Raw genomic sequence first — 24,376 nt, forward strand, 5'->3', positions numbered from 1 at the left:
CGCTGGTGCTGGTGGCGATCGGCACGGTCTGGTTCGCCCGGCGCGACGTGCTCGTTCAGCGCGCGGTTCAACCGGGCGCCGGTGCGGACCGGCCCCCGGCCCAAGCCGCGTACCCGCGCATGCCGAAGCTCCGCTGCCGCCCCCGGGGCGGCGGCGGAGCGCTCACTCCCCCGATTCGAGTAGCGCGTCGACGAACGCCTCGGGGTCGAAAGGCGCCAGGTCGTCGGGGCCCTCGCCCAGACCGACGAGCTTGACGGGCACACCCAGTTCGCGCTGCACCTGGACGATGATGCCGCCCTTGGCGGTGCCGTCGAGCTTGGTCAGCACGATGCCGGAGATGTTGACCACCTCGGCGAACACGCGCGCCTGGCGCAGACCGTTCTGCCCGGTGGTCGCGTCCAGCACCAGCAGCACGTCGTCGACCGGCGCCTTCTTCTCGATGACGCGCTTGACCTTGCCGAGCTCGTCCATCAGCCCCGTTTTGGTGTGCAGTCGGCCGGCGGTGTCGACGATGACCGTGTCGGCGCCGTCGTCGGAACCTCTCGTGACCGCTTCAAAGGCCACACTGGCGGGGTCGGCGCCCTCGTCCTTGCGCACCACCGGGGCGCCCACGCGGCCGCCCCAGGTCTCCAGCTGGTCGGCGGCGGCGGCGCGGAAGGTGTCGGCGGCGCCCAGCACCACGCTGCGGCCGTCGCCCACCAGCACCCGGGCGAGCTTGCCGGCCGTGGTGGTCTTGCCGGTGCCGTTGACGCCCACGATCATGACGACCGCGGGCGAGTCGGCGTGCGGTTCGGTGTGCACCGCGCGGTCCTGCTCGGTGCCGATCTGGTCCAGCAGTTCGGAGCGCAGCAGTGCGCGCACGTCGTCGGGGGTGCGGCTGCCCAGCACCTTGACCCGGGTGCGCAGGTTGTCGACGATCTGGGACGCCGCGGTGACCCCGACGTCGGCGGTGATGAGGGTGTCCTCGATCTCCTCCCAGGACGACTCGTCGAGCCGGTCCGCCGACAGCAGGCTGAGCAGCCCCTGCCCGAAGACGTTCTGCGAGCGCGCGAGCCGGGCGCGTAGCCGCACCAGGCGGCCGGCCGAGGGCGGCGGGGTCTCGATCTCGGGAACCGCCGGCGCCTCGGCCGCGGTGGCTCCCGCTGTGGCGTCGATGGGGCGCTCGCGCTCCTCGACCGCCTCCTCGGGCTCCGCCGTGGCCGTGCCCGCTGTGCCGCCTTCGCGCTCCTCGGCCGGGGGCTCCGGCGGGGCTTCCGGCCGCCGCGGCCGGATCAGGAAGGCGCCGCCGACCACCAGCAGGGCAACGACGAAAATGATGACGGCGAAGATCGTGTAGTCCATCAGTCTCCTAGCGTGTGCGTGCGCCCTGGGGCCGATGCCGCGCTCAAGCCTCGGACCGGGGAGGAGCCACAACGGACCAGTCTCCCAGATCACGCCTCTCAGTCAGGTCACGCGCGGGTGTCTCAGCTCCCTCGGTTGCGTGTCGCCCTGAGGATGAAGACGAAGAACGGCGCGCCCAGGAATGCGGTCACCACGCCCAGCGGGATCTCCGCCGGCGCGATCACGGTGCGCGCGGCGATGTCCACCAGGACCAGGAACGCGGCACCGCTCAGCAGCGACATGGGCAGGATCATCCGGTAGCCGGTACCCACCAGGCGCCGGACGATGTGCGGAACCACGATGCCGACGAAGCCGACCAGTCCGCTCACCGAAACCGCCGCGGCGGTGGCCAGCGATGCCGCGGAGATCACCAGCAGCCGCACACCGGTGGCGTTCAACCCGAGGCTGAGCGCTTTTTCGTCGCCGAGCGCGAGCAGGTCGAGCAGGTAGCCGCAGCCCATCAGCACGATCACCCCCACCACGGCATACGGCGCGACCATCGCCACGTCGTCCCAGCCGCCGCGGCCCAGCCCGCCCATCATCCAGGCGTAGATGCGCCGCAGCTCCTCGACCCGGATCATCTGCACCAGGTTCTGCGCCGCCGAGAGGAACGACGACACCGCCACGCCGGCCAGTACCAGGGTGGCGGTGCCGCTGCCTCCGGCCACCGAGCCCAGTGTGTAGGCCGCGGCGACCCCGGCGAGCGCTCCGGCAAAGGCCGCCACCGGCACGAGGGCCCGGGGCGAGTCCAGCAGCTGCGGGCCGAACGCCAGTACCAGGGTGGCGCCCAGTCCGGCCCCGGCGGCGGCCCCCAGCAGGTAGGGGTCGGCCAACGGGTTGCGGAACACCCCCTGGTAGGCGGCACCGGCGCTGGCCAGCAGCCCCCCGACCAGCGCGCCCAGCACAACGCGGGGCAGGCGCAGTTCGACGAGCACGGCCTCTTGGAGTTCGCTGAGCGGTGAGGCGACCGGGCTGAAGGGGAGGCGGCTCGCCACTGCGGCGGCGATGTCGCCCGGGGTGATGGACGCGGCGCCGGCGGCCACACCCACGAGCATGGCCGCGGCGAGCGCCACCAGCCCCAGCAGCGGCCAGAACCAGACCGCCCGCTTGCGTCGCAAGTCCGGCTACCCCTCCTGGGCGGCCGCGGTCACGGCATCGGAGACGCTCTCGGCCAGGTCGACCACGCGCGGCCCCCAGCGCGAGGAGATGTCGGGGTCGAGTTGGACAACGTCGCCGTTGCGTACGGCGTCGATGCTGTCGAAGGCGGGCCTTTCGCCCACCCCCTCCACTGCGCCGTCGCCGGCGTAGGAGATGAAGATCAGGTCGGGGTTCTGCTCGACGATGTACTCCGAGGACAGCTGCGGGTAGCCGCCGGCGGTGTCCTCGGCGGAGTCGGCGATGTTCTCCAGGCCGAACCGGTCGTAGACCTGGCCGATGAAGGTGTCGGAGGTGGCCGAGAACATGCCGTCGTCCAGCTCGTGGTAGACGCTGAGGTCGGTGTCGCCGATCTCGGCGGTGGTCTCCTCGACGATCCCGTCGACCTCGGACTCGACCCGGTCGGCGACCTTGCCGGCCTTGTCGGCGTGGCCGGTGGCCTTGCCGAGCATGCGCATCTGGCCGTACGCCTGGTCCAGCGTCGTGGCAGCGGGGATCATCAGCACGGGGACGTCGACCTTGCGGAGCTGTTTTGCGGCGTCGGAGGCGTCGCGGGCCAGCACCACCAGGTCGGGGTTGTACTCGCTGACGGCTTCAACGCTGGGCGTGAAACCGGACAGGTCGGTGGTGGGCGCCTTCTCCGGGTGGTTCGAGTACTCGTCGGCGGCCACGACCGCTTCTCCGGCGCCGACCGCGAACAGCATCTCGGTGGCGGTCGGTGTCAGGGAAACGATGCGCCGCGGCGGCGAATCGATGGTGACCTCGCCGGTGGCGTCCTCAACGGTGACGGGGAAGGCCCCGGCATCCTGGCCCTGCTCCTGCTCCTGTTGGCCGGAGTTCTGCTGGCCGCCGCAGGCGGTGAGGGCGAGGACCGCCAGCAGCAGGGCTGCGGGCAGGCGACGTGCGCTTGGCACGGGTCTCCTTCTCGGATCTCGGTGGGCGCGGCTGAGTGGCGGTGCCCACGCGAAGAGCGGGGCGGTCCGCCCTCCCGCGAGGACAGTGGGCCGCGGCACCGCGGAGGCGACCTGGCTTGCCGCGCCCCGAGGGGCGGGGTCTCACAGTTGCGGGGCAGCGCCGGATTCGCGGGCCCGGCACTGCCGGGGCCCGCACCGGACTTCGCTCGCGCGGTGCCGTTGTCCTGCGGAATCGAACCCGCAGGGCAGTATGTCCACTTTAGCCGCCTGCGGGGGCGCGCTCGGGGCAGGGGTGGGAGTCGGCGGCCTGACCTGCAGGAACGAACCGGCGGGGCGCTTTCGCGGGAGCCGGCGCGCGGCGCCGGATGCGGTGGCGGGCACCGGTGCGCGCCCGCCCGCTCCCGGGCGCCCGTTCCCGCGCCGCCCGGGGTCAGGGGCCGGGGCTCGCGCGGTCGAGCTTCTGGCTGATGACCTGGGAGATCCCGTCGTTCTGCATGGTCACTCCGTAGAGCGCGTCGGCCGCCTCCATGGTGCGTTTCTGGTGGGTGATAACGATGAGCTGGGAGGACTCCCGCAGCTCTTCGAAGATCACCAGCAGCCGCTGCAGGTTGGTGTCGTCCAGCGCGGCCTCGACCTCGTCCATGACGTAGAACGGCGACGGCCGCGCCTTGAAGATCGCGGCGAGGAACGCGACCGCGGTCAGCGACCGCTCGCCGCCCGAGAGCAGCGACAGACGCTTGACCTTCTTGCCGGGCGGGCGGGCTTCGACCTCGATGCCGGTGGCCAGCATGTCGCCGGGCTCGCTGAGGACCAGCCGGCCTTCGCCGCCGGGGAAGAGCCGCCCGAAAATGTGCGCGAACTCGCGTTCGACGTCGGCGAAGGCGGCCGAGAACACCTCCTGCACCCGTGCGTCGACCTGCTCGACCACGCTCAGCAGGTCGCGCCGGGTCTTTTTCAGGTCCTCCAGCTGGGCGTTGAGGAAGGCATGGCGCTCCTCCAGCGCGGCGTACTCCTCCAGCGCCAGCGGGTTGATCTTGCCGAGCTGGTTGAGCTGCCGCTCGGCGCTGCGGGCGCGTTTCTGCTGCACCTCGCGCACGTAGGGGACGGCGACCGCCTCGTCCTCCTTGGCGTCGGCCGGCGGCGGCACCGGTACCCGGGGGCCGTACTCGGCGACGAGCACGGAGACCTCGATGCCCATCTCGTCGACGGCCTTGGTCTCCAGCTGCTCCAGGCGCAGTTTGCGTTCGGCGCGCGCGACCTCGCTGCTGTGGGCGACGTTGACCAGCTTCTCCATCTCGACCGACAGCTCGCGGACCCGGGCGCGCACCGTTTTCAGTTCGGCGTCGCGCGCGGCGCGTTCCTCTTCGGCCCGCTTGCGTTCGGCGTCGGCGCCGGCCAGCGAGGTCTCGATGCGTTCCAGCGCAAGGGCGGCCGATTCGGCGACGGCCTGTGCGACGCGGGACTGGCTGCTGCGGCGGGCGCGCCGTTCGGCGGCCCGGCGGCGGGAGTCGCGTTCGGCGGCGGCGGCCCGCAGCAGGCCGTCGGCGCGCCCGGAGATGGAACGGACCCGCTCTTCGGCGGTGCGCACGGCCAAACGGGACTCGGTCTCGCCGGCGCGGGCATTGCGGGCCTGTTCGGCCAGGGTGTCGCGGTATGCCGTGTCGGGCTCGGTGTCGTCGTCGGACTCGGCCGGCTCGGCTTCGGCGAGGCGTTCCTCCAACGCGGCAAGGTCGTCGAGGTCGCTCTGCCTGCCGGTGGCGGCTTTGGCAGCGGCGGCGGTGTAGCGCTCGATCTCGGCGGCCGCCGAACGCGCCTGCCCGCCAAGCTTGCCGAGCTGCTGGGCGGCGTCGTTGCGCTGCTTATCGGCGGCCCGGCGCCGGGCGGTGACGTCGTCCAGGGCGGCGGCGCAGGTCTCGCGCTCCTCTTTGGCGGCGGCGAGCTGTTCGGCCGCCGTTGCTGCGGCGCTGCCGGCCGCGGCGAGCTGTTCGGCGGCCTCGTCCACGGCCGCCTGCACCTCCAGCAGGCTGGGCGCCGTGGCCGATCCGCCCACCACCAGCCCGGTACCGAACAGGTCGCCGTCGGCGGTGACGGCGCGCAGCTCCGGCCGGGCGGCCAGGAGTTCGCGCGCCCCGGCGGAGTCGGCGACCAGCACGGTGCGGTCGAGCAGCGCGGTGACGGCAGGGCGCAGCTGTTCGGGCGGGTGCACCGCATCGGCGGCGTAGCGCAGCCCGGCGGGCAGCGCCGGCCAATCGCCGCGGGTTTCACCGGCAGTGCCGGGCCCCGAGCCGCCGACCACGATGCCGGCGCGGCCGGCGTCATCGCTTTTGAGCAGCGCCACGGCGGCCTCGGCGGTGTCGAGGTCGGCGGCCGCCACGGCCTCGGAGGCGGCGCCGAACGCGGCTGCGATCGCGGTCTCGTGGCCGGGTTCGACCTCGACCAGGGACGCCAGGGAACCGATCAGCCCGGGCAAGCGCTGCTGCGCCTCCAGCAGGGCCGCCGCGCCGTCCTTGCGGTTGAGGCCGAGTTCGAGGGCCTCTTTGCGGGCGGCGAGGGCGGCGCGCTCCCGTTCGGCGGTGCGTTCGGTCTCGCGCAGCTCGTTGAGTCGGGCATCGACCGCGGCCAGCCGCTGCTTGGCGCTCTCCTGCGCGGTGTCGAGTTCGGCGTCGCCCTGGTCGAGCCCCGCGGAGTCGGCCTGGGCCGCCTCGTACTCGGCCTGGGCGGCCTCGGCGCGTTCGCGGGCCTCAACGGCGGCATTGTCGAGCCGCTCGACCTCGGCTTCGCTGGCGGCGAGCCTGCTGCGCAGCGCGTCGACGCGGCCGCGGAGCTTGGCCAGCCCTTCGCGACGGTCGGCGGCTGCGCGGGCCGCGGCGGCGACGCGCTGTTCCTCCGCCTTGAGCGCCTCCTCGGCGGCGGTGCGCTCGGCGACCGCGCGTTCCAGGTTCTCGCGGGCGTCGTCGAGCCGGTACTGCAGCTCCTCCTCTTGGGCGGCGGCCTCCTCGGCTTCGCGTTCCAGCTCGGCGGGGTCGCGGCCGGAGCGGTCCTCCTCCGGCGCTGCGGCGAGGTTGCGGTGGCGTTCGGCGGCCAGCGACGCCACGGCACTGAGGCGTTCCTTGAGGCGCGACAGGCCGTGGTAGGTGTCCTGGTGGCGGGCGAGCACCGGTGCGGCCTCGCCGGCCGCGGTGTCGAGCACGGTCTCGCGCGCCTGGGCGTCGGCCAGCGCTTTCTCGGCGGCCTCGCGGCGGGTGCGTACCGCGGCTTCGTCGGCCTCTTCCTTTTCCAGGGCCTCACGCAGGGTGACGATGTCGTCGGCGAGCAGCCGCAGCTTGGCGTCGCGCAGGTCGGCCTGGATGACGGCCGCCTTGCGGGCGAGTTCGGCCTGCCTGCCCAGTGGTTTGAGCTGGCGGCGCAGCTCGGAGGTGAGGTCGGTGACGCGGTCGAGGTTGCCCTGCATCGCATCGAGCTTGCGCAGCGCTTTCTCTTTGCGCTTGCGGTGCTTGAGGATGCCGGCGGCCTCCTCGATGAGGGCGCGGCGGTCGTCGGGGCCGGCGTGCAGGACGGTGTCGAGCTGGCCTTGGCCGACGATGACGTGCATCTCGCGGCCGATGCCGGAGTCGCTGAGCAGGTCCTGGATGTCCAGCAGGCGGCAGGTGTCGCCGTTGATGGCGTACTCCGAGCCGCCGCTGCGGAACATGGTCCGCTTGATGGTGACCTCGGAGTAGTCGATCGGCAGCGCGCCGTCGGTGTTGTCGATGGTCAGGCTGACCTCGGCGCGTCCCAGCGCGGCGCGCGAGGAGGTCCCCGCGAAGATGACGTCGTCCATCTTGCCGCCGCGCAGGGATTTGGCGCCCTGCTCGCCCATGACCCAGGCCAGTGCGTCGACCACGTTGGACTTGCCGGAGCCGTTGGGTCCCACCACGGTGGTGATGCCGGGTTCGAAGCGCAGGGTGGTCGCCGAGGCGAAGGATTTGAAGCCGCGCAGCGTGAGTTTTTTCAGGTACACGCCGCAGGTCCCCCCGTCCGTCCGACTACCGCGATCGCGTGATCAGGGAAACCAGGGTGCCATGAACCGGCGGCATCCGTCTGCCATCCGCCGGGGTTTCTGCACCGCAGGGGGTTGCGGCGCCGCCCACCCCGACGCGCCCCGGGCCGTCTCGGCGGCGGGGCGCATGGGTGGCCGGCTGCACGATCGAAGAACGCTGCGCGTCTTCATCGGGGGCGGTGGCGGCGGCGCCGCATGGGCGCGCATACCGCCAGGGGTTCACTGGTGCCGCTTGCGGGTACACCCGATAGTGGACCATCGGCGAGCGGACCACCATCGGCGAACAGAGTGGTCGCAGACGGACAGGGGCACAGGTCATCCCCTGGAATCCGCGCTCAGGGACGCCGGTCGGTCAAAGGGCGTCCCTTGTAGTTGCGTTGCGGGTTGTTGCGGGGCGTCAGGCGAGCGCGGGCTCGCGGTCGGTCGCGCTGACAGCGACATCGGTGACAGCCGCGGAGAGCTGGTCGTTGCGCGCCTGAAGCCGACTGATCTCGTCTTCGAGGTCACGCACTCGTTTCTGCAGCCGCCGCATCTCCTGAACCATCTGAGGGTCAGGACCGCCGACGTGGCCAAACAGAGCCTTCGCCATGATGTGGGTCCTCCACACTGAGTGACCAGATTCGATTCACGCACATATGAGCCGCAGGAGCACCGCCGAGTTGCGGCTGGGCCCGGCTATAGGAAAGGCGCGCGGTCTACTTTCCAGAGTCTCACTATGGGCGTTGCTGGTCAAGATTGCACGAAACAGAACGTAACGCACTGTAACCGGACAGGCCACAGTGCGCGACCCGGGTACGAACACCCCATGCGCGCATCCGGCGGCCGATTGCGGCGGCCGGACGAGTGCCCGCAGATCGCGTTGCGCCTCTAAGGGTACTCACCGCTCGGTGAAGCCAGAGAAAGCGCCCCTGGTATTTTCCCATCTCTCGACGACACCCGCCACCTTTCCCGGCGGCGCGTCGCTGCGGAGCAGGGTGAGAAGTTCCTCGCAACCCTCGCGGGAGCCTTCGGCCACCACTTCGACCCTGCCGTCGTCAAGGTTGGTCGCGGCGCCGGTCAACCCGAGTTCCAGCGCACGCGAACGCACCCACCAGCGGAACCCCACACCCTGGACCCGGCCGCGCACCCACGCGATCATCCGCGCCGCGGTGTCGTGCTCCTGCTTTTGGTCCTGATCCTGGTGCCGGCCCTGATCCCGGTCTCGGCCGTGATCCACGTTGCTCCCCCGGTTCCTGTCCTCACCCGCCCGGGGCGGGCTGGCAGAGCGGGCAGCTGTAGGACGAGCGGTTCATGAAGGCGTCGCGCCGGATCGGTGTCCGGCAGCGTTCGCAGGCCAGGCCGGTGCGGCCGTAGGCCTTCAGTCCGCGCTCGAAGTACCCGCTTTCGCCGTTTACGTTCACGTACAGGCTGTCGAACGAGGTGCCGCCGGCGGCCAGGGCCTCGCGCAGCACGTCGCGCAAATGCTCCAGCAGGACGCGCACCTGCGGGCCGGCCAGGTCGGCCGTTGCCTGCGCCCAGTGCAGCCGTGACCGCCACAGCACCTCATCGGCATAGATGTTGCCTACCCCGCTGATCAGGGACTGATCCAGCAGCGCCCGTTTCAGCTCGGTGCGCCGCCGGCGCAGCAGGGCGGAGAACGCGTCGTCGTCGAAATCGGGGTCGAGCGGGTCGAGCGCGATGTGGGCGATCGCAGCGGGCACACCGTCCGACCGACCGCGGGTGTCGGCCACCATCGGCTCGACCATCAGGTGGCCGAACGTGCGCTGGTCGACGAAACGCAGCTCGCGTTCTGCGGCGCCCAAGCCGATCCGCACCCGCTGGTGGCGCTCAGCGCCCTGGTCGCGGGGCTGCATGAGCAGCTGCCCGCTCATCCCCAGATGGGCCAGCAGCGCGTCGCCGGAGTCCAGGCTCAGCCACAGGTACTTGCCGCGGCGCCGGGCCCCGGTGATCGTGCGGGCGTGCAACCTGTTCGAGAAGTCTTCGGCACCGGCCGCGTGGCGGCGCACCGAACGGGGGTGCAGCACCGCAACACCGTCGACGGTGCGGTCGTTCACCCACCGTTCCAGGCCGGCGCGCACGACCTCGACCTCGGGCAGCTCGGGCACGGCCGGCTCAGCTCTGCGCGGTGTCGTCGGCCTCGGCCGCCCGCGCGGCCGAACCGGCGCGGATGGCCTTCCAGGCGGACTCCGCCGCCTGCTGCTCGGCCTCCTTCTTGCTGCGCCCCTCGCCCATGCCGTAGTCGACACCGGCGACCCGGACGGTCGCGCGGAAGGTCTTCTGGTGGTCGGGGCCGCTTTCGTCGACGTGGTACTCGGGCACCCCGAGCATCTCGGCGGCGGTGAGTTCCTGCAGCGAGGTCTTCCAGTCGAGCCCGGCACCCAGCCCGGAGGCCGTGGCGATGAGCGGGTCGAACAGCCGGTGCACGAGGTCGGAGGCGGTGTCGAGACCGCGGTCGAGGTAGACCGCGCCGATGATGGCCTCAAGGGTGTCGGCGAGGATGGAGGACTTGTCGCGCCCCCCGGTGCCCTCTTCGCCGCGGCCCAGCCGGATGTACTCGCCGATGCCGAGTTCGCGGGCGACATCGGCGAGCGCGCGCATGTTCACCACGGCCGCGCGCAGCTTGGCGAGCTGGCCCTCGGGCAGGTCGGGGTGCTCGCGGAAGAGGGTGTCGGTGACGATCAGCCCGAGCACGGAGTCGCCCAGGAACTCCAGGCGCTCGTTGGTGGGCAGACCGCCCTTCTCGTAGGCGTACGAGCGGTGTGTCAGCGCCCGCGCCAGCACGTCGGCGTCGAGTTCGACGCCTATCGCGCGGTAGAAATCGCGGGCCTCGGTAGCGTTGAGTTGTGTGGCCACTCGACGTTCACACTCCTGGTCTTCAGCTCCGCTCGTCCGGCCGTGCGCGGTTGCGCGGCTGGAGTCGGCTAAGCCGATCAGGGACGCTCGAGAGCGAGGTGAGCGTCGCGGAGGGGCGCTGCCCCTCCCCGGCGGCCACCACGGCCTCGGGATATGCCCGAACCGGCGCGGTCGTTTGCTGTTGTCATGGAATCAGACAGGCCGCGCACCCGGCGATCCGGGCGCGCGGCCGCAGCGGCCGGACGGATCCGGCCGGCGGTCCCGGTGGTGCCCCGTTACGAGACGTTCAGGACCTGGCGGTTGTTGTAGGTGCCGCACGACGGGCAGGCGGTGTGCGGGAGCTTGGGGTCGCGGCAGCGCGGGCACGCGACGAGGTTCGGGCGCGAGGCCTTCCACGCCGAACGGCGCTTGCGGGTGTTGCTCCGCGACATCTTCCGCTTCGGGACAGCCACTTCAATCCTCCTGGGTCACCCGCGCGGTCGCGGGAGCGTTGCTGCTGGCAGGGGCGCGCCCCGCGCATGCGCGGGAAACGCCGTTGCTCCGGCGGGTCCGCCACCGCCCAGAGGCGCGGGGGAAGCGGTCCGCGGAGCGGGGTTCATCGGTCGCCGAACTCCTCGCCGAGGTCGCGCAGCGCCTCCCAACGGGGGTCGATGCGCTCGCCGTGGCTGTGCTCGGGGCCGGCCTCGGCGAGTTTGGCCCCGCACTCGACGCACAGCCCCGGGCAATCGTCCCGGCACACCGGCGAAAGCGGCAGCGCGAGCACGACGGCATCGCGCACCACCTGTTCGAGGTCGAGGAGTTCGCCCTCTAGATAGTATTCCTCTTCCTCGTCCTCGGTGTCCGTGTCGCCGGTGGAGAACTCGTCCTCGCCGGGGTAGCGGAACAGCTCCTGGAACTCGGCCTCGGCGGTGTCGCGGATGGGATCCAGGCACCGGGCGCACTCGGCCTCGTAGGTGACGCGCGCCCGGCCGGTGGCCAGGACCCCCTCCATCACGGCCTCAAGCCGCAATTCGAGCTCGACCGGACCGCCCTCGGGCACACCCGCCATCTGCGTGGCGAGCTGAGCCGGTGCGGGCACCGAACGCTCGATGGTACGCATGGAGCCGGGCTGGCGCCCCAGCGGCCGGGTGTCGACCACCAGAGGGGACCGGGCATCTAGACGAGACAGAGTGATCGCGCTTTCAGCAGTGCCGCGCCCGCAGCGCGGGACGGCGGTCGGTGGTCGCCACAGCCGGAGCGGATCCGCGGACGACTTCGGACAGCAGAGGGGCCACGTCCCGGAATGAAGGCGTAGCCAACTCACGAGTATAACCGCCTGCACAGACCCCGCCCAAATCAGCGGCCGCCCTCCGGCAGGCGGCGGATGGGCGGCTCAGGTCCACTATGCGGCCTTGCCACCGGCCGGGCGGCGGGTTGGTCCGGGGTGAAAAGCGGCGCCGAGGGCGGCGGTCGGCCGGGGTGGGCGGGTGCGTGTCCGTTGTGTCGGGTTCCCGGCCCGCCCCCGCCGCCTGCGGGCGGGACCGGCGACCGCGCGCCCCGGCCGACCGCGGCCGTTGCCGCTGCTCTTCAGCCCAGGCCACCTGTAGTCGGCCGCGGGCAAGGCCGCCGAGCGGACCCGTGTCCGACCCGGTCCCCGAACGTACTCCGACCCCTCAACCGAACGGCATTGGGCGCCCAGCGGAGACTAGCCGGACTCGTCGCCGGCGGGCCGGTACTTGTCCTGCAGCCGCTGCTCGATGTTGGGCGGCACGAGGCTGCTGACATCGCCGCCGTACTGGGCGATCTCGCGCACGAGGCTGGAACTGAGGAAGGAGTACTGCGGATTGGCCGTCATGAACAGGGTCTCGACCCCGGACAGGCGGTAGTTCATCTGGGCGATCTGCAGTTCGTAGTCGAAGTCGCTGACCGAACGCAGGCTGCGGATGATCGCGCCGATGCCGTTGTCGCGGCAGAAGTCCACCAGCAGCCCGTAGAACTGGGACACCTGCACATTCTCCAGGTCGGCGGTGCACTCGCGGAGCATGTCGACCTTCTCGTCGACGCTGAACAGGCCGCGCTTGTTGACATTGGTCAGCACGGCGGCCACGACCTCGTCGTACTGCCGCGCGGCACGCCCGATGATGTCGATGTGTCCGTTGGTGACCGGATCAAAGGAGCCGGGGCAGACGACGCGACGCACGGTGGATCGTTCCTCTCGACGCACGTGGAACTTGCGGACCGAGCGGTTCCGGCAGCGAAGGCCGCGGCGGAACTCAACGCGGAATGCCCGCTGCGCGACCGTACCAAAGGGCGGCTTCGCCGTATCGGCGGACCCGGTCGGGCACGTAGCCCTCGGGCCAGACCAGGTCGTCGTCGCGGCTGGCCCGCTCGACGATCACCAGCGCACCCGGCTCCAGCCACTCCGCGTCGCGCAGCGCCGCCAGTACGGCGGCGATCTCGGGCGCGCCGGCGGCGTAGGGCGGGTCGGCGACCACGAGGTCGTAGGCGCCGTCGCGCGGCCCCTCCTCCAACACCCGGCGGACACGCCCGGCGGCGACCCGCGCGCCCGGTAGGCCGAGGTCGGCGATGTTGGCGCGCAGCGTGGCCACGGCCTTGCGGTCGGACTCGACCAGCAGCGCGTGGCCGGCGCCGCGGGAGAGCGCCTCCAGCCCGATCGCCCCAGAGCCCGCGTAGAGGTCGAGCACCCGCAGCCCCTCGAACGTGCCGAGGTTCGACAGGGCCGAGGCGAACATCGCCTCGCGGGCGCGGTCACTGGTGGGCCGGGTGCTGCGTCCGCCGGGAACGGCGATCCTGCGGCCGCGGGCGGCTCCGGCGATGATGCGGGTCATGCCGGTCACCGTAGCGCGCCCGGGGGTGCGCGCGCCGGAGCGAGCTGCGGCCGCGGGCGGCGGCCGGGCAGAGGCGGCAGCGGCAGCGGTGCGGCTGCGCCTCAGGTTTTCTCCAGGTACTCGGCGCGTTCCTCGGACAGCAGGGCCGCCAGGGCCGCGGCCAGCGGCGGGTGCCCGGACAGGTCCGGGTCGTCGTCGATGTAGCGGCCGGCCTCGTCGCGCGCCTTGCCGATCAGTTCCTCGTCGCGCAGGAGGGTGAGCATGCGCAGCGAGGAGCGCCGCCCCGACTGGGCGCCGCCCAGCACATCGCCTTCGCGGCGCTGCTCCAGGTCGACCCGCGACAGCTCGAAACCGTCGGTGGTGGCCGCCACCGCGTCGAGCCGCTCGCGCGCCGGCGTGCCCTCTTCGGCCTCGGTCACCAGCAGGCACAGGCCGGGCAGGCCGCCCCGGCCCACCCGGCCGCGGAGCTGGTGCAGTTGCGAGACACCGAAGCGGTCGGCGTCCATGATCACCATGGCGGTGGCGTTGGGCACGTCGACCCCGACCTCGATGACGGTGGTGGCCACCAGCACGTCGGTGCCGCCGTCGGCGAAGCGGCGCATGGCGGCGTCCTTTTCGTCGGCGGAGAGCCTGCCGTGCAGCGGCTCGACGCGCAGCCCGCTGAGCGGGCCCGCGGCGAGTTCGGCGGCGACCTCGGCCACGGCCAGCGGGGGGCGGCGGGTCTCGTCGTCGCCGGTGCCGGCGGGCTCGCCGGACGCGGTGTCGGCGGGGGTGGGCTCGGGCTGCTCGACCTGCTCGGCTTGGTCGGCTTGGTCGGCTTGGTCGTCGCCGCCGATGCGCGGGCACACCACGTAGACCTGGCGCTGCCGGCCGGCCTCCTCGCGCACGCGCTGCCAGGCACGCTCCAGAAAATGCGGTTTGTCGAGGACCGGAACCACGTGGGTGGACACGGCGGCGCGCCCGGTGGGCAATTGGGTGAGCGCCACCACGTCCAGGTCGCCGTAAACGGTCATGGCCACCGTGCGGGGGATGGGTGTGGCGGTCATCACGAGCACGTGCGGGCGGCCCTCGGCGGATTTCTCGCGCAGGGCATCACGCTGTTCGACACCGAACCGGTGCTGCTCGTCGACGACGATGAACCCGAGGTCGGCAAAGGAGACGTGCTCCTGCAGCAGCGCGTGGGTGCCGACGATCACGCCGGCGGCGCCGGAGGCGGCGTCGAGGAGGGCCTCGCGGCGGGCTGCGGCGGGCTGGGAACCGGTGAGCAGGGCGATCTTCGTGGCGTTCTCGGCGCCGTCGATCTGCCCGGCGCGGCCCAGCGGGCCGAGCATCGCGGAAATGGAACGGTGGTGCTGCTGGGCGAGCACCTCGGTGGGCGCGAGCAGGACGGCCTGCCCGCCGGAGTCGACCACCTGCAGCATCGCCCGCAGCGCGACCAGGGTCTTGCCCGCGCCGACATCGCCCTGCAGCAGCCGGTGCATGGGGTGGGTGTCGCGCAGGCCTTCGGCGATGGTGGTGCCGACCTCGCGCTGGCCCTCGGTCAGGGTGAAGGGCAGGGCGGCGTCGAACGAGTCGAGCAACCCGCCGGTGCGGCCGGGGCGCGGGCGGGCCGCGATCTCGGCGGCCTCGCGGCGGCGCCGGGCCAGGGCCAACTGGAGCACGAAGGCCTCGTCCCATTTCAGCCGGATGCGGGCGGCGGGGATGTCGTCGGAGTCGGCCGGGCGGTGGACGCGCTCCAGGGCCTCGTGCAGGCCGAGCAGGCGGCGCCGGGAGCGGAGGTCGGCGGGCAGCGGGTCGGCGAGGTCGGCGGCCTGGTCGAGCACCTGGCCCACGCAGCGGGCGATCGTCATCGACGACAGGTCCTTGGTGGCCGGGTAGATGGGGATGGGGCGCTCGGCGAACTCGCGGGCGCGCTCGCCGGCCGCGGAGTCGTCCTCGGGCAGGATCTCGTAGACCGGGTGGGCCAACTGCTTCTTGCCGCGGTAGGTGGAGACCTTGCCGGCGAACATGCCGCGCCGGCCGGTGACGAGTTCGCGCTGGTGGTAGCCGACCTTGGCGAAGAAGGCCAGCGTGAGCCGACCGGTACCGTCGGTGATGACGGCCTCCAGCAGGCTGCGCGGCTTACCGCCGGGTCCGCGGCGCAGGTCGCGCTTGTGCACGGAGTAGACCTCGGCCACGACCGTGACCTGTTCGCCCTCGGCCAGGGTGGCCAGGTCGGTGAGTTCGCCGCGGGTGGCGTAGCGGCGGGGGTAGTACCGCAACAGGTCGCCGACAGTGTGCAGGTCGAGTTCGCCGGCGAGTTTCTTTGCCGCGGCGGCCCCCAACGGGGTGCGCAGCGGCTCGTCCCAACTGATCACTCGGGTCCCCCCTCGCCCGGTGGCTACTGCCTCCTCTGCCAACACGCTAGATCGTTTCTACACCCCGGCACCGACACCGGGAGCGGCGCACGTGCCGGTTTCCGGCGCTTTCCGCCGCTGCCGGCCGGGGCGGCGGCATGGTCCGGCCGGTGGGAGCGGGCCGGGGTGGTGGCCGCAAGCCGGTATAGTGGTGAGCGGACGTGCGGCGTCCGCCGGGAATTCCGGTCGCGCCGCGCACACCCGGATTCGGGCTCGGCCGTTCGACCCCCGCACCCGTGTGCGCGCTCAGCGCTCTGCACTGCTTCGCGATTGGAAGTCGGTGCAGGTCGTCGTGTACGCTCCGACGGTTGGCGCCCCGCGCCGGCCTGCTCACCAAACCTCTCTCGGGCTGCCCGCAGCGCCTTTGCGCGTGCGGATCCGAGCGCTTGAATGGAGTTACCGTGGCTTCCGTCTGCGACGTCTGCGGCAAGGGACCAGGGTTCGGTAACAGTGTTTCCCACTCGCACCGCCGCACCCGCCGCCGCTGGAACCCCAACATCCAGACCGTGCGCACCCGCGTGGGCGGTACGCCCAAGCGCCTGAGCGTGTGCACCTCCTGCATCAAGGCCGGCAAGGTCGATCGCTGAGGCGCATCCGCTCCGCGATCCACGGCTGCCATGAGCGCCACGGCTTCCGGCCGTGGTGCTTTTTGGTATGTCCGCATGTTGCAGGCAGGCCGGTGCCGGGAGCCCATCCGGGTGTGAGCGTGCGGCCGTCGGCCGTCCTGACCATGGGTCTTCCGGCTGTTGGCGGTCCCGCGGTCAGCTGCCCGAAGGCCGGTCGTCCGGTGCCGGGCCCAGGTCGCAGGTGTGGCCGTTCAGTGAGCAGGAGACGGGGTTCTGCGCGCGGCCGTCGGCGGTGAAGTTGACCGTCACGGATTCGCCCGGCCCCAGTCCTTTGGACCACTCGGGCTCGCGCGCGACAATGCCGTTCTCGGTCGCCCGCCATTCCACGTCCCACGCCGAGGTGACCTTGGCGTCGGCGAACTCCAGCGCGAGCTCCCAATCGTCGAGCACCGTGGCGCCGGTGTTGGTGACGGTGACCTCGCCGGTGAACTCGGTGGCCGAGGACTCGACGGCCTCGTAGGAGACCACGCTGACCACGGCGGCGTTGGGGGTGCTCCCGCCACCGCTGCCCGAGGCGTGGGGATCGGACTCGGGCGAGGCGCTGCCGCCGCTGGGGGCGAGCCGGTCGCTCGTGCCGGGCGTGACCGGTCCGCTGTCCTGGGCGGTGGGGGGTTCGCTGAAGCGCAGGTAGATCTGGGTCGTGCTGTAGCCGAAAAGGGCCAGCGCGAGCGTGACACCGGAGACCAGCAGCACGTTGAGCAGGCGCGGGGGCTGTACGCGCCGGGGCACGGTACTGCCCAGGAAGTAGCCGACGGAGGCCAGGCCGCTTTTCTCGGCGGGTTCGGAGCGGTGGGCGCCGCGGCGCACCGGTTCGGCGAGTGGGTCGCGGCGATCGGCACGCATGCGCTCGGAGATGCTCTGCCGCGGTTTGGGCGATCCCGCCTCGGAGCGGCGCTCCGTTCCACGTGGCCGCACGGTGACCCCGTTCCGGTGCAGACTGATGCAGCAGCCAGAGCTTAGCGCGAATTGGCCTTCAAAACCGACATCCTAACCCGGGGTTGGCGCGTTCTGACATAGCGTTCGCCGGTTTCGACGCGTTTGGCGCCGTAAACGCTGAAGGGGTTCGGATGCCGGTCTCGGTACCGGCATGGCCGTACCGCAGCATGGTCGTACGTACCGGAACGGCCGGGTTCGGACACCGGCCGGACGGGCCGGGCCGCTGCCGGAACCGGTTGGCCGGCGGTTGCCGCAAGTGGTCAGCCGAAAACGGTTGCGGGGCGGAACCGGCCGGGCCGAATCACGCTGGGCGGATTCGGGCGGACGGATCCGGGCGGCCGCAGGACCTCAGGCAAAATGGTCCCAGCCGCGCGGCACTGCGGCGGCCCCGTCGAGCCGCACCTCGGGCCCGGCCTCGCCGGGAGCGGTCGCGGAACCGACCGGGCACCAGTGCGGCGGCAGCTGCGTGCCGGGCGGGAACGCGGCGGCCAGGGCGTGGTCCTCACCGCCGAAGAGCATGCGCTGTACCGGCGTGCGTCCGGGCGCTTCCAACGCCTCCAGCAGCGCCGCCGCCGCGCTCAGGGCCGGGTGGGGCACAAAGGCCGCGGAGTCCAGGTCGATCGCCACCCCGCTGGCCCGGGCAATGTGGGCCAGGTCCTGGACCAGGCCGTCGCTGATGTCGAGCATCGCGCGAGCGCCCAACAGCGCAGCGCCGGGGCCTTCGGCATAAGGCGGGTGGGGTGTGCGGTGCTCGTCCAGGCAGCGCAGCCACTCGGCGCCGGCCGGGCCCCCGGCGGGGACAGCGGCGGGACCGTCCGGACCGGCGGACCCGCGGGCCGCCAGCACGCGCGCCGCGTCGTCGGCGCCGCCCACACCGGCCTCCAGCAGCGCGAATCCCGCCGAGGACAGGCCGAGCGGGCCGGTGACGGCGATGACGTCGCCCGGCAGCGCCCCGTCGCGGCGCACGGCCGCGCGCCCTTCCAGGTCGCCCAGCGCGGTGACGGCCACGGTGATCGCATCGGCGGCCACCATGTCGCCGCCGACGACCGCGGCGCCGGCGGCGGCGCACTCGGCGCGCATCCCCTCGGCGAAATCCTCCGCCCAGGCCACCGGCAACTCCGGCGGCGCGGCAAAGCCGACCAGCAGGGCCGTTGCGCGGGCCCCCATGGCGGCGATGTCGGCGATGTTCTGCGCCGCCGCCTTGCGCCCGACCTCTTCGGCCGTTGACCACTCGCGGCGGAAGTGCCTGGTCTCGACCAGCACATCGGTCGTTGCCACCACCCGGCGATCGGGGGCGGTCACGATTGCGGCATCATCGCCAGGGCCGAGGATTACGTTGCCTGTTCCCGGGAATCTGGCCGTCACGCGCGCGATCAGGCCGAATTCGCCCAGTTCCCCAATGGTGCTCAACACAGCCCTCAGGGTACGGTGACGCCTCGGCAGCAGTGGTCTAGACCCTGCCTGCGGGGCCGCAGCAAGCCGGCCGCGAGGGCGGCACAGCGCAGGACAGCAAAGTACGGCGGAGCGGGCCGCATCCGGACGGCCCCGCTGCGGCCGGAGACGACGAGCAACGGAGTGTTCCATGGTGCAGGCATACGTGCTGGTCCAGACTGACGCGGGCCGGGCGGCCGATGTCGCTCGCGAGATCGGCGCCATCAGCGGGGTCACGCAGGCCGAGGACGTCACCGGCCCCTACGATGTGATCGTGCGCGCGCAGGCCGAGGACGTCGACGCGCTGGGGCGCCTGGTGGTGGCGCGGATTCAGCGGCTCGACGGTATCGCCCGCACGCTCACCTGCCCGATCGTGAACATCTGACCGGAGCCCTGGCCACTGGCGGACCAGGCCCGAACGCGAAACCCGGTGGCGAGGACATGCGACGTGCTGCAGCGGTACTGGCCGCGCTCGGCGCCGCGGCGGCGCTGGCGGGGTGCTCCCCCACCGCCGAGGTACCCGCGCCCTCCCCCGGCAACAAGGCCGCCGACCTGTGCCGCGCGCTGGTCGACCGCACGCCCGAGGCCATGTACGGCGAACAGCGGGCCGAGACCGAGCCCGAAACCCCCTACACGGCCGCGTGGGGCGATCCCCCGATCGCCCTGCGCTGCGGTGTGGGGCGCCCCGGCGATCTGCGGCCCGAATCCCAACTGGCGGTCGTCAACGGCATCTCCTGGCTGCCCGGCTCCGCCGAACGCCCCGAGACCTACACGGCCGTCGGACGCGAGGCCTACGTCGAGCTGACCGTCCCGGCCTCCTACGGCGCCCCGGCGCAAGGGCTGGTGGCCATCAGCAAATTGATCGACCGGGAGATCCCGTCCCTGCCCTCGGGCGAGCTGTAGGCAGAGCCGGGCCGGGCCCACGCACGCTGGGGCGGCGGTGGGCCGGGGCCGGTCGGTACCTGTTCAGCGCCACATCAGCGCCGGGTCATCGCTGCATTCCGCCGGTGAGTCCTTCGATGCCGCCCGCATCCTCCAGCTCCGCAGCGTTGAGCCCGAGCCCGCCGGTGCAGGCCGCGCCGGGCTCGGGCACGTTGGGGCTGCGTTCAAAGGCGCGCAGGAACTGCGACAGCCGCTTGTCGTCGGGCGAGTCCAGTTCGATCTGATTGCCCCAGGCGCTGGCCACGATCGGCGCGGGCATGTCGCCGTCGAACGGGCTGACCAGGATGTAGCTGCCCTGGGAGTACAGGTCGTCGAGCTTGTCGATCTGCTCCTGGGGCAGGTCGGGCTCGTAGGTGATCCAGACCGCGCCGTGCTCCAGGGAGTGCACCGCGTTCATGGCGGACAGCGGTTCCTCGTAGACGCCGCAGTTCTGCCACACGGCATGGTGGTCGCCCCCGGCCGGCGGGGACATCTCGTAGTCGACGGGCTCGGCGACGTGGTTGTTGGTCAGCCCGTCAAAAGTCTGCAGGTTGTTGATGTCCGAGGCCTGCACACCACCGCCGCCCCCGCCGTTGGCTCCGCGGTCGATGGCCACCCAGATCCCGAAGCCGACCACTCCCGCGAGCAGGACTCCCGCACCGGTGAATGCCGTCACCCGCAGGATGCGGCCGCGGCGTTCCTCGCGTTCGCGCTGGAGGCGCCGTTCCTCGGCTTTGCGGCGGCGGTCGGATGCGTTCTTGGCCACTGCGCTACTCCCGGGGTGGGTTCGGTGGATGTCGTGCACCGCTACGCTCAATACACAGTGCGTGCGCCATCCCGAACGCCCGATTCGCCAGAATGGTTCCCATAAGTGGGGAAGAGCATATGACAGAGCCGGTGGACGACGACACCTCCCGCAACGAGGCGGAAGGGGCCGAAGACGCCCGCCGCGGCACCGCGGCCGGTGCTGAGAGCGCCGAGAGCGCTGCGAGTGCCGGGGCCGCGAGCGCTGAAACCGAGAGCGCTGAGGCCGGGAGCGCCGAAGCCGAGAACCCTGAGCCCGGCGGCACACGGCGCCGGACCGTGCCGCTGCTCATCGCCGTCCCGCTCGTCATCGCGGCCCTGATCGGCGGCTACCTGCTGGGACGGCCGGGCTACCCGGTCGACAACTCCGCCGACGCCGGCTTCCTGCGCGACATGAGCGTGCACCACTCCCAGGCCGTGGACATGTCGCTGATCCTGCTGGAAGAGGCCGACGACCCGGTCCTGCGGGTGCTGGCCACCGACATCCTGCGCACCCAGCAGGAGCAGATCGGCCGGATGCAGGGCTGGCTGGTCCAGTGGGACCTCCCGGCGCGCGGCGCGCAGCCGGCCATGGCCTGGATGTCGGGCCACGGCGGACACGGCTCAGGCGGTCAGCAGGACGAACCCGAGCGCATGACCGGCCTGGCCACAGAAGCTGAAATGGACGACCTCCGCGCCGCCGAGGGCGAGGACGCCGAGATCCTCTTCCTGCAACTGATGATCGAGCACCACGAAGGCGGCATCGAAATGGCCGAGGCAGCGGTCGACCTCGGCCAGGAACAGATGGTCGTCGACTTCGCCGACGGGATGGTCGCGGCCCAGCAGAGCGAGATCGACCTCATGGAGGACATGCTCCACGACCGCGGCGCCGAGGTGGAGTGATGGAGGGCGGGGGAGTGCCGCCGACCATGCCCGCCCAGTAATTCAGGTTCGCGATCTTGCACTCATCGCTTTCGATGTGCACACGGATGGACTGCGGCAGCGCCTCGGCGTCTCCACGACGGGCCGGCGTGTGGGCGCCGGAACGCACTACCGCCCAGGACGGGGACCATTTCCCTGAGCGCAGGCGCCGCTGTTCAGCACGCTGCATCCACACCCGGCTCACCATCCAGCAGGCCGTGCGCGGGGCGGAGAACCGGTGACCGCGCCGACCACGCCGCCGCCCGGACCCTCCGTAACGAGGGCCGTTTATCGAGCACGGTCGGTGCGATGGCAAGGGCGCTGGGATGCGCGCAGGCCATGCGGTCGGCGGCCGGTCCGTGGGCCGGAGTGTCCGACCGAGAAGAAGGCGTCGGACAGACGAAGGCCCCGCGCCGCATTGTGCAGTGTGCGGGGCCTTCGGGCGCGGTTCAGCCGACAGGGTCCTTGGTGGGGCTCAGCCGGATGACCGGGATCGTGCGGTCGGTGGCCTTCTCGTAGGCGGTGAATTCCGGGGCTTCTGCGGTGATCTGAGCCCACACGCGGTCGCGTTCGGCGCCGGTGAGTTCCTGGGCGGTGACGGCGAACTCTTCCCCAGCGACCTCCACCCGCACGCGGTCGGGCGCGTCTGCCAGGTTGTAATACCAGAGCGGGTGCTTGGCGACGCCGTAGGCGGAGGCCGCGATCGCGTAGGAGCCGTCCTGGAGTCGGAAATAGGCGACCGGGGATTGGCGCTCTCGACCGCTCTTGCGGCCGATGGTGATGAGCACCAAGGCGTTGATCGTGTCCGTTCCGCTGCCGCCGGCGCGGAGGTCCGCCATGATGCGTTCGTTCGTTGCGCGCATCTGATCGGCGGTCGGCGGTTGGGCACCGCGGGTGCCCTCGGGCGTGTCGAAGCTCAAAAGATCTCCTCGCGTGCCTGGGTTGGACTGTGCATCAGCGGTCATTTCCTGTCATCGGGTCGGTCGACCGGCCCGCGATGTTCGTCGCGCGAATGAGTGAAACGCCTTCGGGCACCCGTTATTCCGTCTCTCCGTGCCCATATGCCGCCGATCTCGTTCAGAGCGGGCGCGGCGGCGGGCCGGTTCGCCGGGGAGACCTCGTTCATGCTGCTGCGCGGGCACCGCGGCGGCCCGCCGCACGACCTCAACGCCGCCCCCGGCGAGGAGACCCATGTCGAGGGCGACCCGCGCGATGCGGTGCTGGATGACGACGCCGGCCCCGTTCTCGCGCTCACGGTCCCCGGGTGGCGGCTCGGCATGCGCGTGTACGAGCCGGGCGGCGACCGGTACGTGTGGCTGTCGGCGACCGACGGGGCCCGTCGTGGGCGCGCCTGCACGGCGACGGCCGCGTGGAACAGGGCGGACCGCGCCGGCTGTGGGACGAACTGCTCGCGGCCCGCCATTGGTGGGAGGAGAACGGGCGCCCCGCCATCACCGCTTTCGGGCTGAGCGCCGACACCGCCGGACACCACCGGGTATGGCTCGGCGCCCCCGATGACGGCCCATCGTGGCCGCACCCCAGAGCGTCCGCGGCCGGCTGGCCGGTAGGCGAATCGCGCCCCGATCCCCGCACGTGCCCGCGCCGGGCGGGGGGACGGTGATGTGTGCCTCTTGGGGGCGACTCGACTTACGACAGAGCGTAGTACTACAGTTTGGAGTACTACGGGCCGTCTAAATCGGGGCACTTGGAGAAGCGGGCATGGAAGCTCTGGATCTCGCACGGTGGCAGTTCGGTATTACGACCATCTACCACTTCCTCTTCGTGCCGCTGACGATCGGACTGTCGGTCATCGTCGCCTCGCTGCAGACTGCCTGGTACCGCACCGGCAAGCACCAATACCTGCAGGCCACCAAGTTCTTCGGCAAGCTGTTCCTGATCAACTTCGCCATGGGCGTGGTGACCGGGATCGTGCAGGAGTTCCAGTTCGGGATGAACTGGAGCGAGTACTCGCGCTTCGTCGGCGATGTCTTCGGCGCCCCGTTGGCGATGGAAGCGCTGGTGGCCTTCTTCCTGGAGTCCACGTTCATCGGGCTGTGGATCTTCGGCTGGGACCGGTTGCCGCGCAGGATCCACCTTGCCTGCATCTGGGCCGTGGCGGTCGGCACGAACCTGTCGGCCTACTTCATCCTTGCGGCCAACGCCTGGATGCGGCACCCCGTCGGTTTCACCCGCAACACTGAGACCGGCCGCGCCCAGCTCACCGACATCTGGGCGGTGCTCGCCAACACCCAGGCCTGGTCCACCTACCTGCACGTGCTGTCGGCGGCCTTCATCACCGCCGGGATGTTCGTCGCAGCGGTGAGCGCCTACAAGCTCTGGAGCGGCAGGCGCACGCAGGCCACCGGCGACGGCGACGGCGAAACCGCCGCCGCCACCGCCTCGACCCCCGCCGGCCGCGAGCGGGAACTGTTCCGCATCACGCTGCGGGCGGGCATGGTCGTCACCCTGATCGCCGGTGTGCTGGCGGTCTACTCCGGCGACCACCAGGCCAAACTCGCCGCCGCCTACGAGCCGATGAAACTGGCCGCGGCCGAGGCACACTGGGAGACCGAGCAGGGCGCGCCGTTCTCCACCTTTGCCGTGGGCGACACCGACGAGCGGCTCAACGTCATCGACGTGAACGTGCCCCACGTGCTCAGCTTCCTGGCCACCGGCAAGATCGACGGCACGGTGCAGGGCATGAACGACCTGCAGGAGGAGTACGAGGAGCTCTACGGTCCGGGCAACTACATCCCCAACGTCTTCGTCCTGTACTGGGCTTTCCGGCTGATGATCGGGCTGGGGCTGTTCGGCGTCGCCGTATCGGCCGCCGGGCTGTGGCTGACCCGGCGCCGCCGCCTGCCCGCCACCCGATGGTTCTACTACGCCGCGATCCTCGCGCTGCCCGCCGCGCTGGCGGCCAACATCGTGGGCTGGATCCTCACCGAGATGGGCCGCCAGCCCTGGACCGTGCACGGCGAACTCCTCACCGCGGCGAGCGTCTCCCCTGGTGTCAGCCTCGGCACCGTCGCGTTCTCGCTGGCGATGTTCACCGGGATCTACGGCCTGCTGGCCGTCGTGGAGGGCGGGCTGCTGTGGCGCTACATCAAGGCCGGGCCCTCCCACGTCGTCCCCGACCGCGCGGACGACGACGAGACCGACGCCCCCGTTGCGGCCTTCGTCTACTAGGAGC

At 71.7% G+C, this 24,376-nt stretch carries 23 protein-coding genes; 6 read left to right on the forward strand and 17 right to left on the reverse strand.

Annotation, left to right across the window (positions count from 1 at the left end; genetic code table 11):
* Nucleotides 1-162: 162 nt before the first annotated feature.
* The 13 genes from ftsY to recG form a co-directional block, all read right to left on the reverse strand.
* Nucleotides 163-1,341 carry a signal recognition particle-docking protein FtsY gene (gene ftsY, locus ACYVD5_RS14485; protein WP_461001555.1) on the reverse strand — a complete coding sequence of 393 codons (1,179 nt, stop codon included), beginning with the start codon at nucleotides 1,339-1,341 and terminating at the stop codon, nucleotides 163-165.
* 122 nt (nucleotides 1,342-1,463) lie between these two features.
* On the reverse strand, nucleotides 1,464-2,498 hold the full coding sequence (locus tag ACYVD5_RS14490) for a FecCD family ABC transporter permease (RefSeq protein ID WP_461001556.1): 1,035 nt from the start codon (nucleotides 2,496-2,498) through the stop codon (nucleotides 1,464-1,466).
* Between the two features lie 6 nt (nucleotides 2,499-2,504).
* Nucleotides 2,505-3,449, reverse strand: coding sequence for an ABC transporter substrate-binding protein (locus tag ACYVD5_RS14495; RefSeq protein WP_461001557.1), 945 nt, complete (start codon nucleotides 3,447-3,449; stop codon nucleotides 2,505-2,507).
* 430 nt (nucleotides 3,450-3,879) lie between these two features.
* Entirely contained in the window at nucleotides 3,880-7,449 is a 3,570-nt protein-coding gene (gene smc, locus ACYVD5_RS14500) for a chromosome segregation protein SMC (RefSeq protein WP_461001558.1), read from the reverse strand.
* 436 nt (nucleotides 7,450-7,885) lie between these two features.
* Nucleotides 7,886-8,077 carry a hypothetical protein gene (locus tag ACYVD5_RS14505; RefSeq protein ID WP_461001559.1) on the reverse strand — a complete coding sequence of 64 codons (192 nt, stop codon included), beginning with the start codon at nucleotides 8,075-8,077 and terminating at the stop codon, nucleotides 7,886-7,888.
* 288 nt (nucleotides 8,078-8,365) lie between these two features.
* The gene (locus ACYVD5_RS14510) at nucleotides 8,366-8,626 is read right to left on the reverse strand and encodes an acylphosphatase (RefSeq protein WP_461001658.1); all 261 of its coding nucleotides are present in this window, start codon (nucleotides 8,624-8,626) and stop codon (nucleotides 8,366-8,368) included.
* Nucleotides 8,627-8,726: 100 nt separating this feature from the next.
* Nucleotides 8,727-9,593: a bifunctional DNA-formamidopyrimidine glycosylase/DNA-(apurinic or apyrimidinic site) lyase gene (mutM, locus tag ACYVD5_RS14515; RefSeq protein WP_461001560.1), complete on the reverse strand. Its 867-nt coding sequence runs from the start codon at nucleotides 9,591-9,593 to the stop codon at nucleotides 8,727-8,729.
* Between the two features lie 7 nt (nucleotides 9,594-9,600).
* A complete protein-coding gene (gene rnc / locus ACYVD5_RS14520; RefSeq protein ID WP_461001561.1) occupies nucleotides 9,601-10,341 on the reverse strand; it encodes a ribonuclease III in 741 nt (246 codons plus the stop codon).
* A 275-nt stretch (nucleotides 10,342-10,616) separates the two neighbouring features.
* The gene (gene rpmF / locus ACYVD5_RS14525) at nucleotides 10,617-10,793 is read right to left on the reverse strand and encodes a 50S ribosomal protein L32 (protein ID WP_461001562.1); all 177 of its coding nucleotides are present in this window, start codon (nucleotides 10,791-10,793) and stop codon (nucleotides 10,617-10,619) included.
* Nucleotides 10,794-10,936: 143 nt separating this feature from the next.
* Nucleotides 10,937-11,479, reverse strand: a complete 543-nt coding sequence (locus ACYVD5_RS14530) for a YceD family protein (protein ID WP_461001563.1) — start codon at nucleotides 11,477-11,479, stop codon at nucleotides 10,937-10,939.
* A gap of 546 nt (nucleotides 11,480-12,025) precedes the next feature.
* Nucleotides 12,026-12,520, reverse strand: a complete 495-nt coding sequence (gene coaD, locus ACYVD5_RS14535; RefSeq protein WP_461001564.1) for a pantetheine-phosphate adenylyltransferase — start codon at nucleotides 12,518-12,520, stop codon at nucleotides 12,026-12,028.
* Between the two features lie 73 nt (nucleotides 12,521-12,593).
* Nucleotides 12,594-13,169, reverse strand: coding sequence for a 16S rRNA (guanine(966)-N(2))-methyltransferase RsmD (rsmD, locus tag ACYVD5_RS14540; RefSeq protein WP_461001565.1), 576 nt, complete (start codon nucleotides 13,167-13,169; stop codon nucleotides 12,594-12,596).
* Nucleotides 13,170-13,270: 101 nt separating this feature from the next.
* A complete protein-coding gene (gene recG, locus ACYVD5_RS14545) occupies nucleotides 13,271-15,526 on the reverse strand; it encodes an ATP-dependent DNA helicase RecG (protein WP_461001566.1) in 2,256 nt (751 codons plus the stop codon).
* Between the two features lie 440 nt (nucleotides 15,527-15,966).
* Here recG and rpmB point away from each other — a divergent pair, with 440 nt between their 5' ends.
* Nucleotides 15,967-16,152, forward strand: coding sequence for a 50S ribosomal protein L28 (rpmB, locus tag ACYVD5_RS14550; protein WP_078762759.1), 186 nt, complete (start codon nucleotides 15,967-15,969; stop codon nucleotides 16,150-16,152).
* Nucleotides 16,153-16,326: 174 nt separating this feature from the next.
* Here the strand turns inward: rpmB and ACYVD5_RS14555 are convergent, their stop codons facing one another.
* On the reverse strand, nucleotides 16,327-17,034 hold the full coding sequence (locus tag ACYVD5_RS14555) for a cellulose binding domain-containing protein (protein ID WP_461001567.1): 708 nt from the start codon (nucleotides 17,032-17,034) through the stop codon (nucleotides 16,327-16,329).
* Nucleotides 17,035-17,475: 441 nt separating this feature from the next.
* A complete protein-coding gene (locus tag ACYVD5_RS14560; RefSeq protein WP_461001568.1) occupies nucleotides 17,476-18,540 on the reverse strand; it encodes a thiamine-phosphate kinase in 1,065 nt (354 codons plus the stop codon).
* A 169-nt stretch (nucleotides 18,541-18,709) separates the two neighbouring features.
* Here ACYVD5_RS14560 and ACYVD5_RS14565 point away from each other — a divergent pair, with 169 nt between their 5' ends.
* Both ACYVD5_RS14565 and ACYVD5_RS14570 read left to right on the forward strand, forming a co-directional pair.
* Nucleotides 18,710-18,943 carry an Lrp/AsnC family transcriptional regulator gene (locus tag ACYVD5_RS14565; protein ID WP_461001569.1) on the forward strand — a complete coding sequence of 78 codons (234 nt, stop codon included), beginning with the start codon at nucleotides 18,710-18,712 and terminating at the stop codon, nucleotides 18,941-18,943.
* Between the two features lie 56 nt (nucleotides 18,944-18,999).
* Nucleotides 19,000-19,461: a DUF3515 domain-containing protein gene (locus ACYVD5_RS14570; protein ID WP_461001570.1), complete on the forward strand. Its 462-nt coding sequence runs from the start codon at nucleotides 19,000-19,002 to the stop codon at nucleotides 19,459-19,461.
* Between the two features lie 85 nt (nucleotides 19,462-19,546).
* Here the strand turns inward: ACYVD5_RS14570 and ACYVD5_RS14575 are convergent, their stop codons facing one another.
* Nucleotides 19,547-20,245, reverse strand: coding sequence for a DUF3105 domain-containing protein (locus ACYVD5_RS14575; RefSeq protein WP_461001571.1), 699 nt, complete (start codon nucleotides 20,243-20,245; stop codon nucleotides 19,547-19,549).
* A 119-nt stretch (nucleotides 20,246-20,364) separates the two neighbouring features.
* On the opposite strand from ACYVD5_RS14575, the gene ACYVD5_RS14580 reads away from it, so the two are divergent.
* A complete protein-coding gene (locus ACYVD5_RS14580) occupies nucleotides 20,365-21,165 on the forward strand; it encodes a DUF305 domain-containing protein (protein ID WP_461001572.1) in 801 nt (266 codons plus the stop codon).
* A gap of 467 nt (nucleotides 21,166-21,632) precedes the next feature.
* Here the strand turns inward: ACYVD5_RS14580 and ACYVD5_RS14585 are convergent, their stop codons facing one another.
* The gene (locus tag ACYVD5_RS14585) at nucleotides 21,633-22,103 is read right to left on the reverse strand and encodes a nitroreductase/quinone reductase family protein (RefSeq protein ID WP_461001573.1); all 471 of its coding nucleotides are present in this window, start codon (nucleotides 22,101-22,103) and stop codon (nucleotides 21,633-21,635) included.
* Between the two features lie 141 nt (nucleotides 22,104-22,244).
* Between ACYVD5_RS14585 and ACYVD5_RS14590 the strand changes: the two genes are divergently transcribed.
* Nucleotides 22,245-22,652, forward strand: coding sequence for a hypothetical protein (locus ACYVD5_RS14590; protein WP_461001574.1), 408 nt, complete (start codon nucleotides 22,245-22,247; stop codon nucleotides 22,650-22,652).
* Between the two features lie 250 nt (nucleotides 22,653-22,902).
* On the forward strand, nucleotides 22,903-24,372 hold the full coding sequence (locus tag ACYVD5_RS14595; RefSeq protein ID WP_461001575.1) for a cytochrome ubiquinol oxidase subunit I: 1,470 nt from the start codon (nucleotides 22,903-22,905) through the stop codon (nucleotides 24,370-24,372).
* Nucleotides 24,373-24,376 lie beyond the last annotated feature (4 nt).

This window comes from Streptomonospora sediminis, from assembly GCF_054778995.1.

Coding starts and splice junctions, on each gene's coding strand:
- ftsY (WP_461001555.1), bottom strand. CDS start 1,341: ATGGACTACACGATCTTCGCCGTCATCATTTTCGTCGTTGCCCTGCTG.
- ACYVD5_RS14505 (WP_461001559.1), bottom strand. CDS start 8,077: ATGGCGAAGGCTCTGTTTGGCCACGTCGGCGGTCCTGACCCTCAGATG.
- ACYVD5_RS14510 (WP_461001658.1), bottom strand. CDS start 8,626: ATGATCGCGTGGGTGCGCGGCCGGGTCCAGGGTGTGGGGTTCCGCTGG.
- rsmD (WP_461001565.1), bottom strand. CDS start 13,169: ATGACCCGCATCATCGCCGGAGCCGCCCGCGGCCGCAGGATCGCCGTT.
- ACYVD5_RS14555 (WP_461001567.1), bottom strand. CDS start 17,034: ATGCGTGCCGATCGCCGCGACCCACTCGCCGAACCGGTGCGCCGCGGC.
- ACYVD5_RS14565 (WP_461001569.1), top strand. CDS start 18,710: ATGGTGCAGGCATACGTGCTGGTCCAGACTGACGCGGGCCGGGCGGCC.
- ACYVD5_RS14570 (WP_461001570.1), top strand. CDS start 19,000: ATGCGACGTGCTGCAGCGGTACTGGCCGCGCTCGGCGCCGCGGCGGCG.
- ACYVD5_RS14580 (WP_461001572.1), top strand. CDS start 20,365: ATGACAGAGCCGGTGGACGACGACACCTCCCGCAACGAGGCGGAAGGG.
- ACYVD5_RS14590 (WP_461001574.1), top strand. CDS start 22,245: ATGCCGCCGATCTCGTTCAGAGCGGGCGCGGCGGCGGGCCGGTTCGCC.
- ACYVD5_RS14595 (WP_461001575.1), top strand. CDS start 22,903: ATGGAAGCTCTGGATCTCGCACGGTGGCAGTTCGGTATTACGACCATC.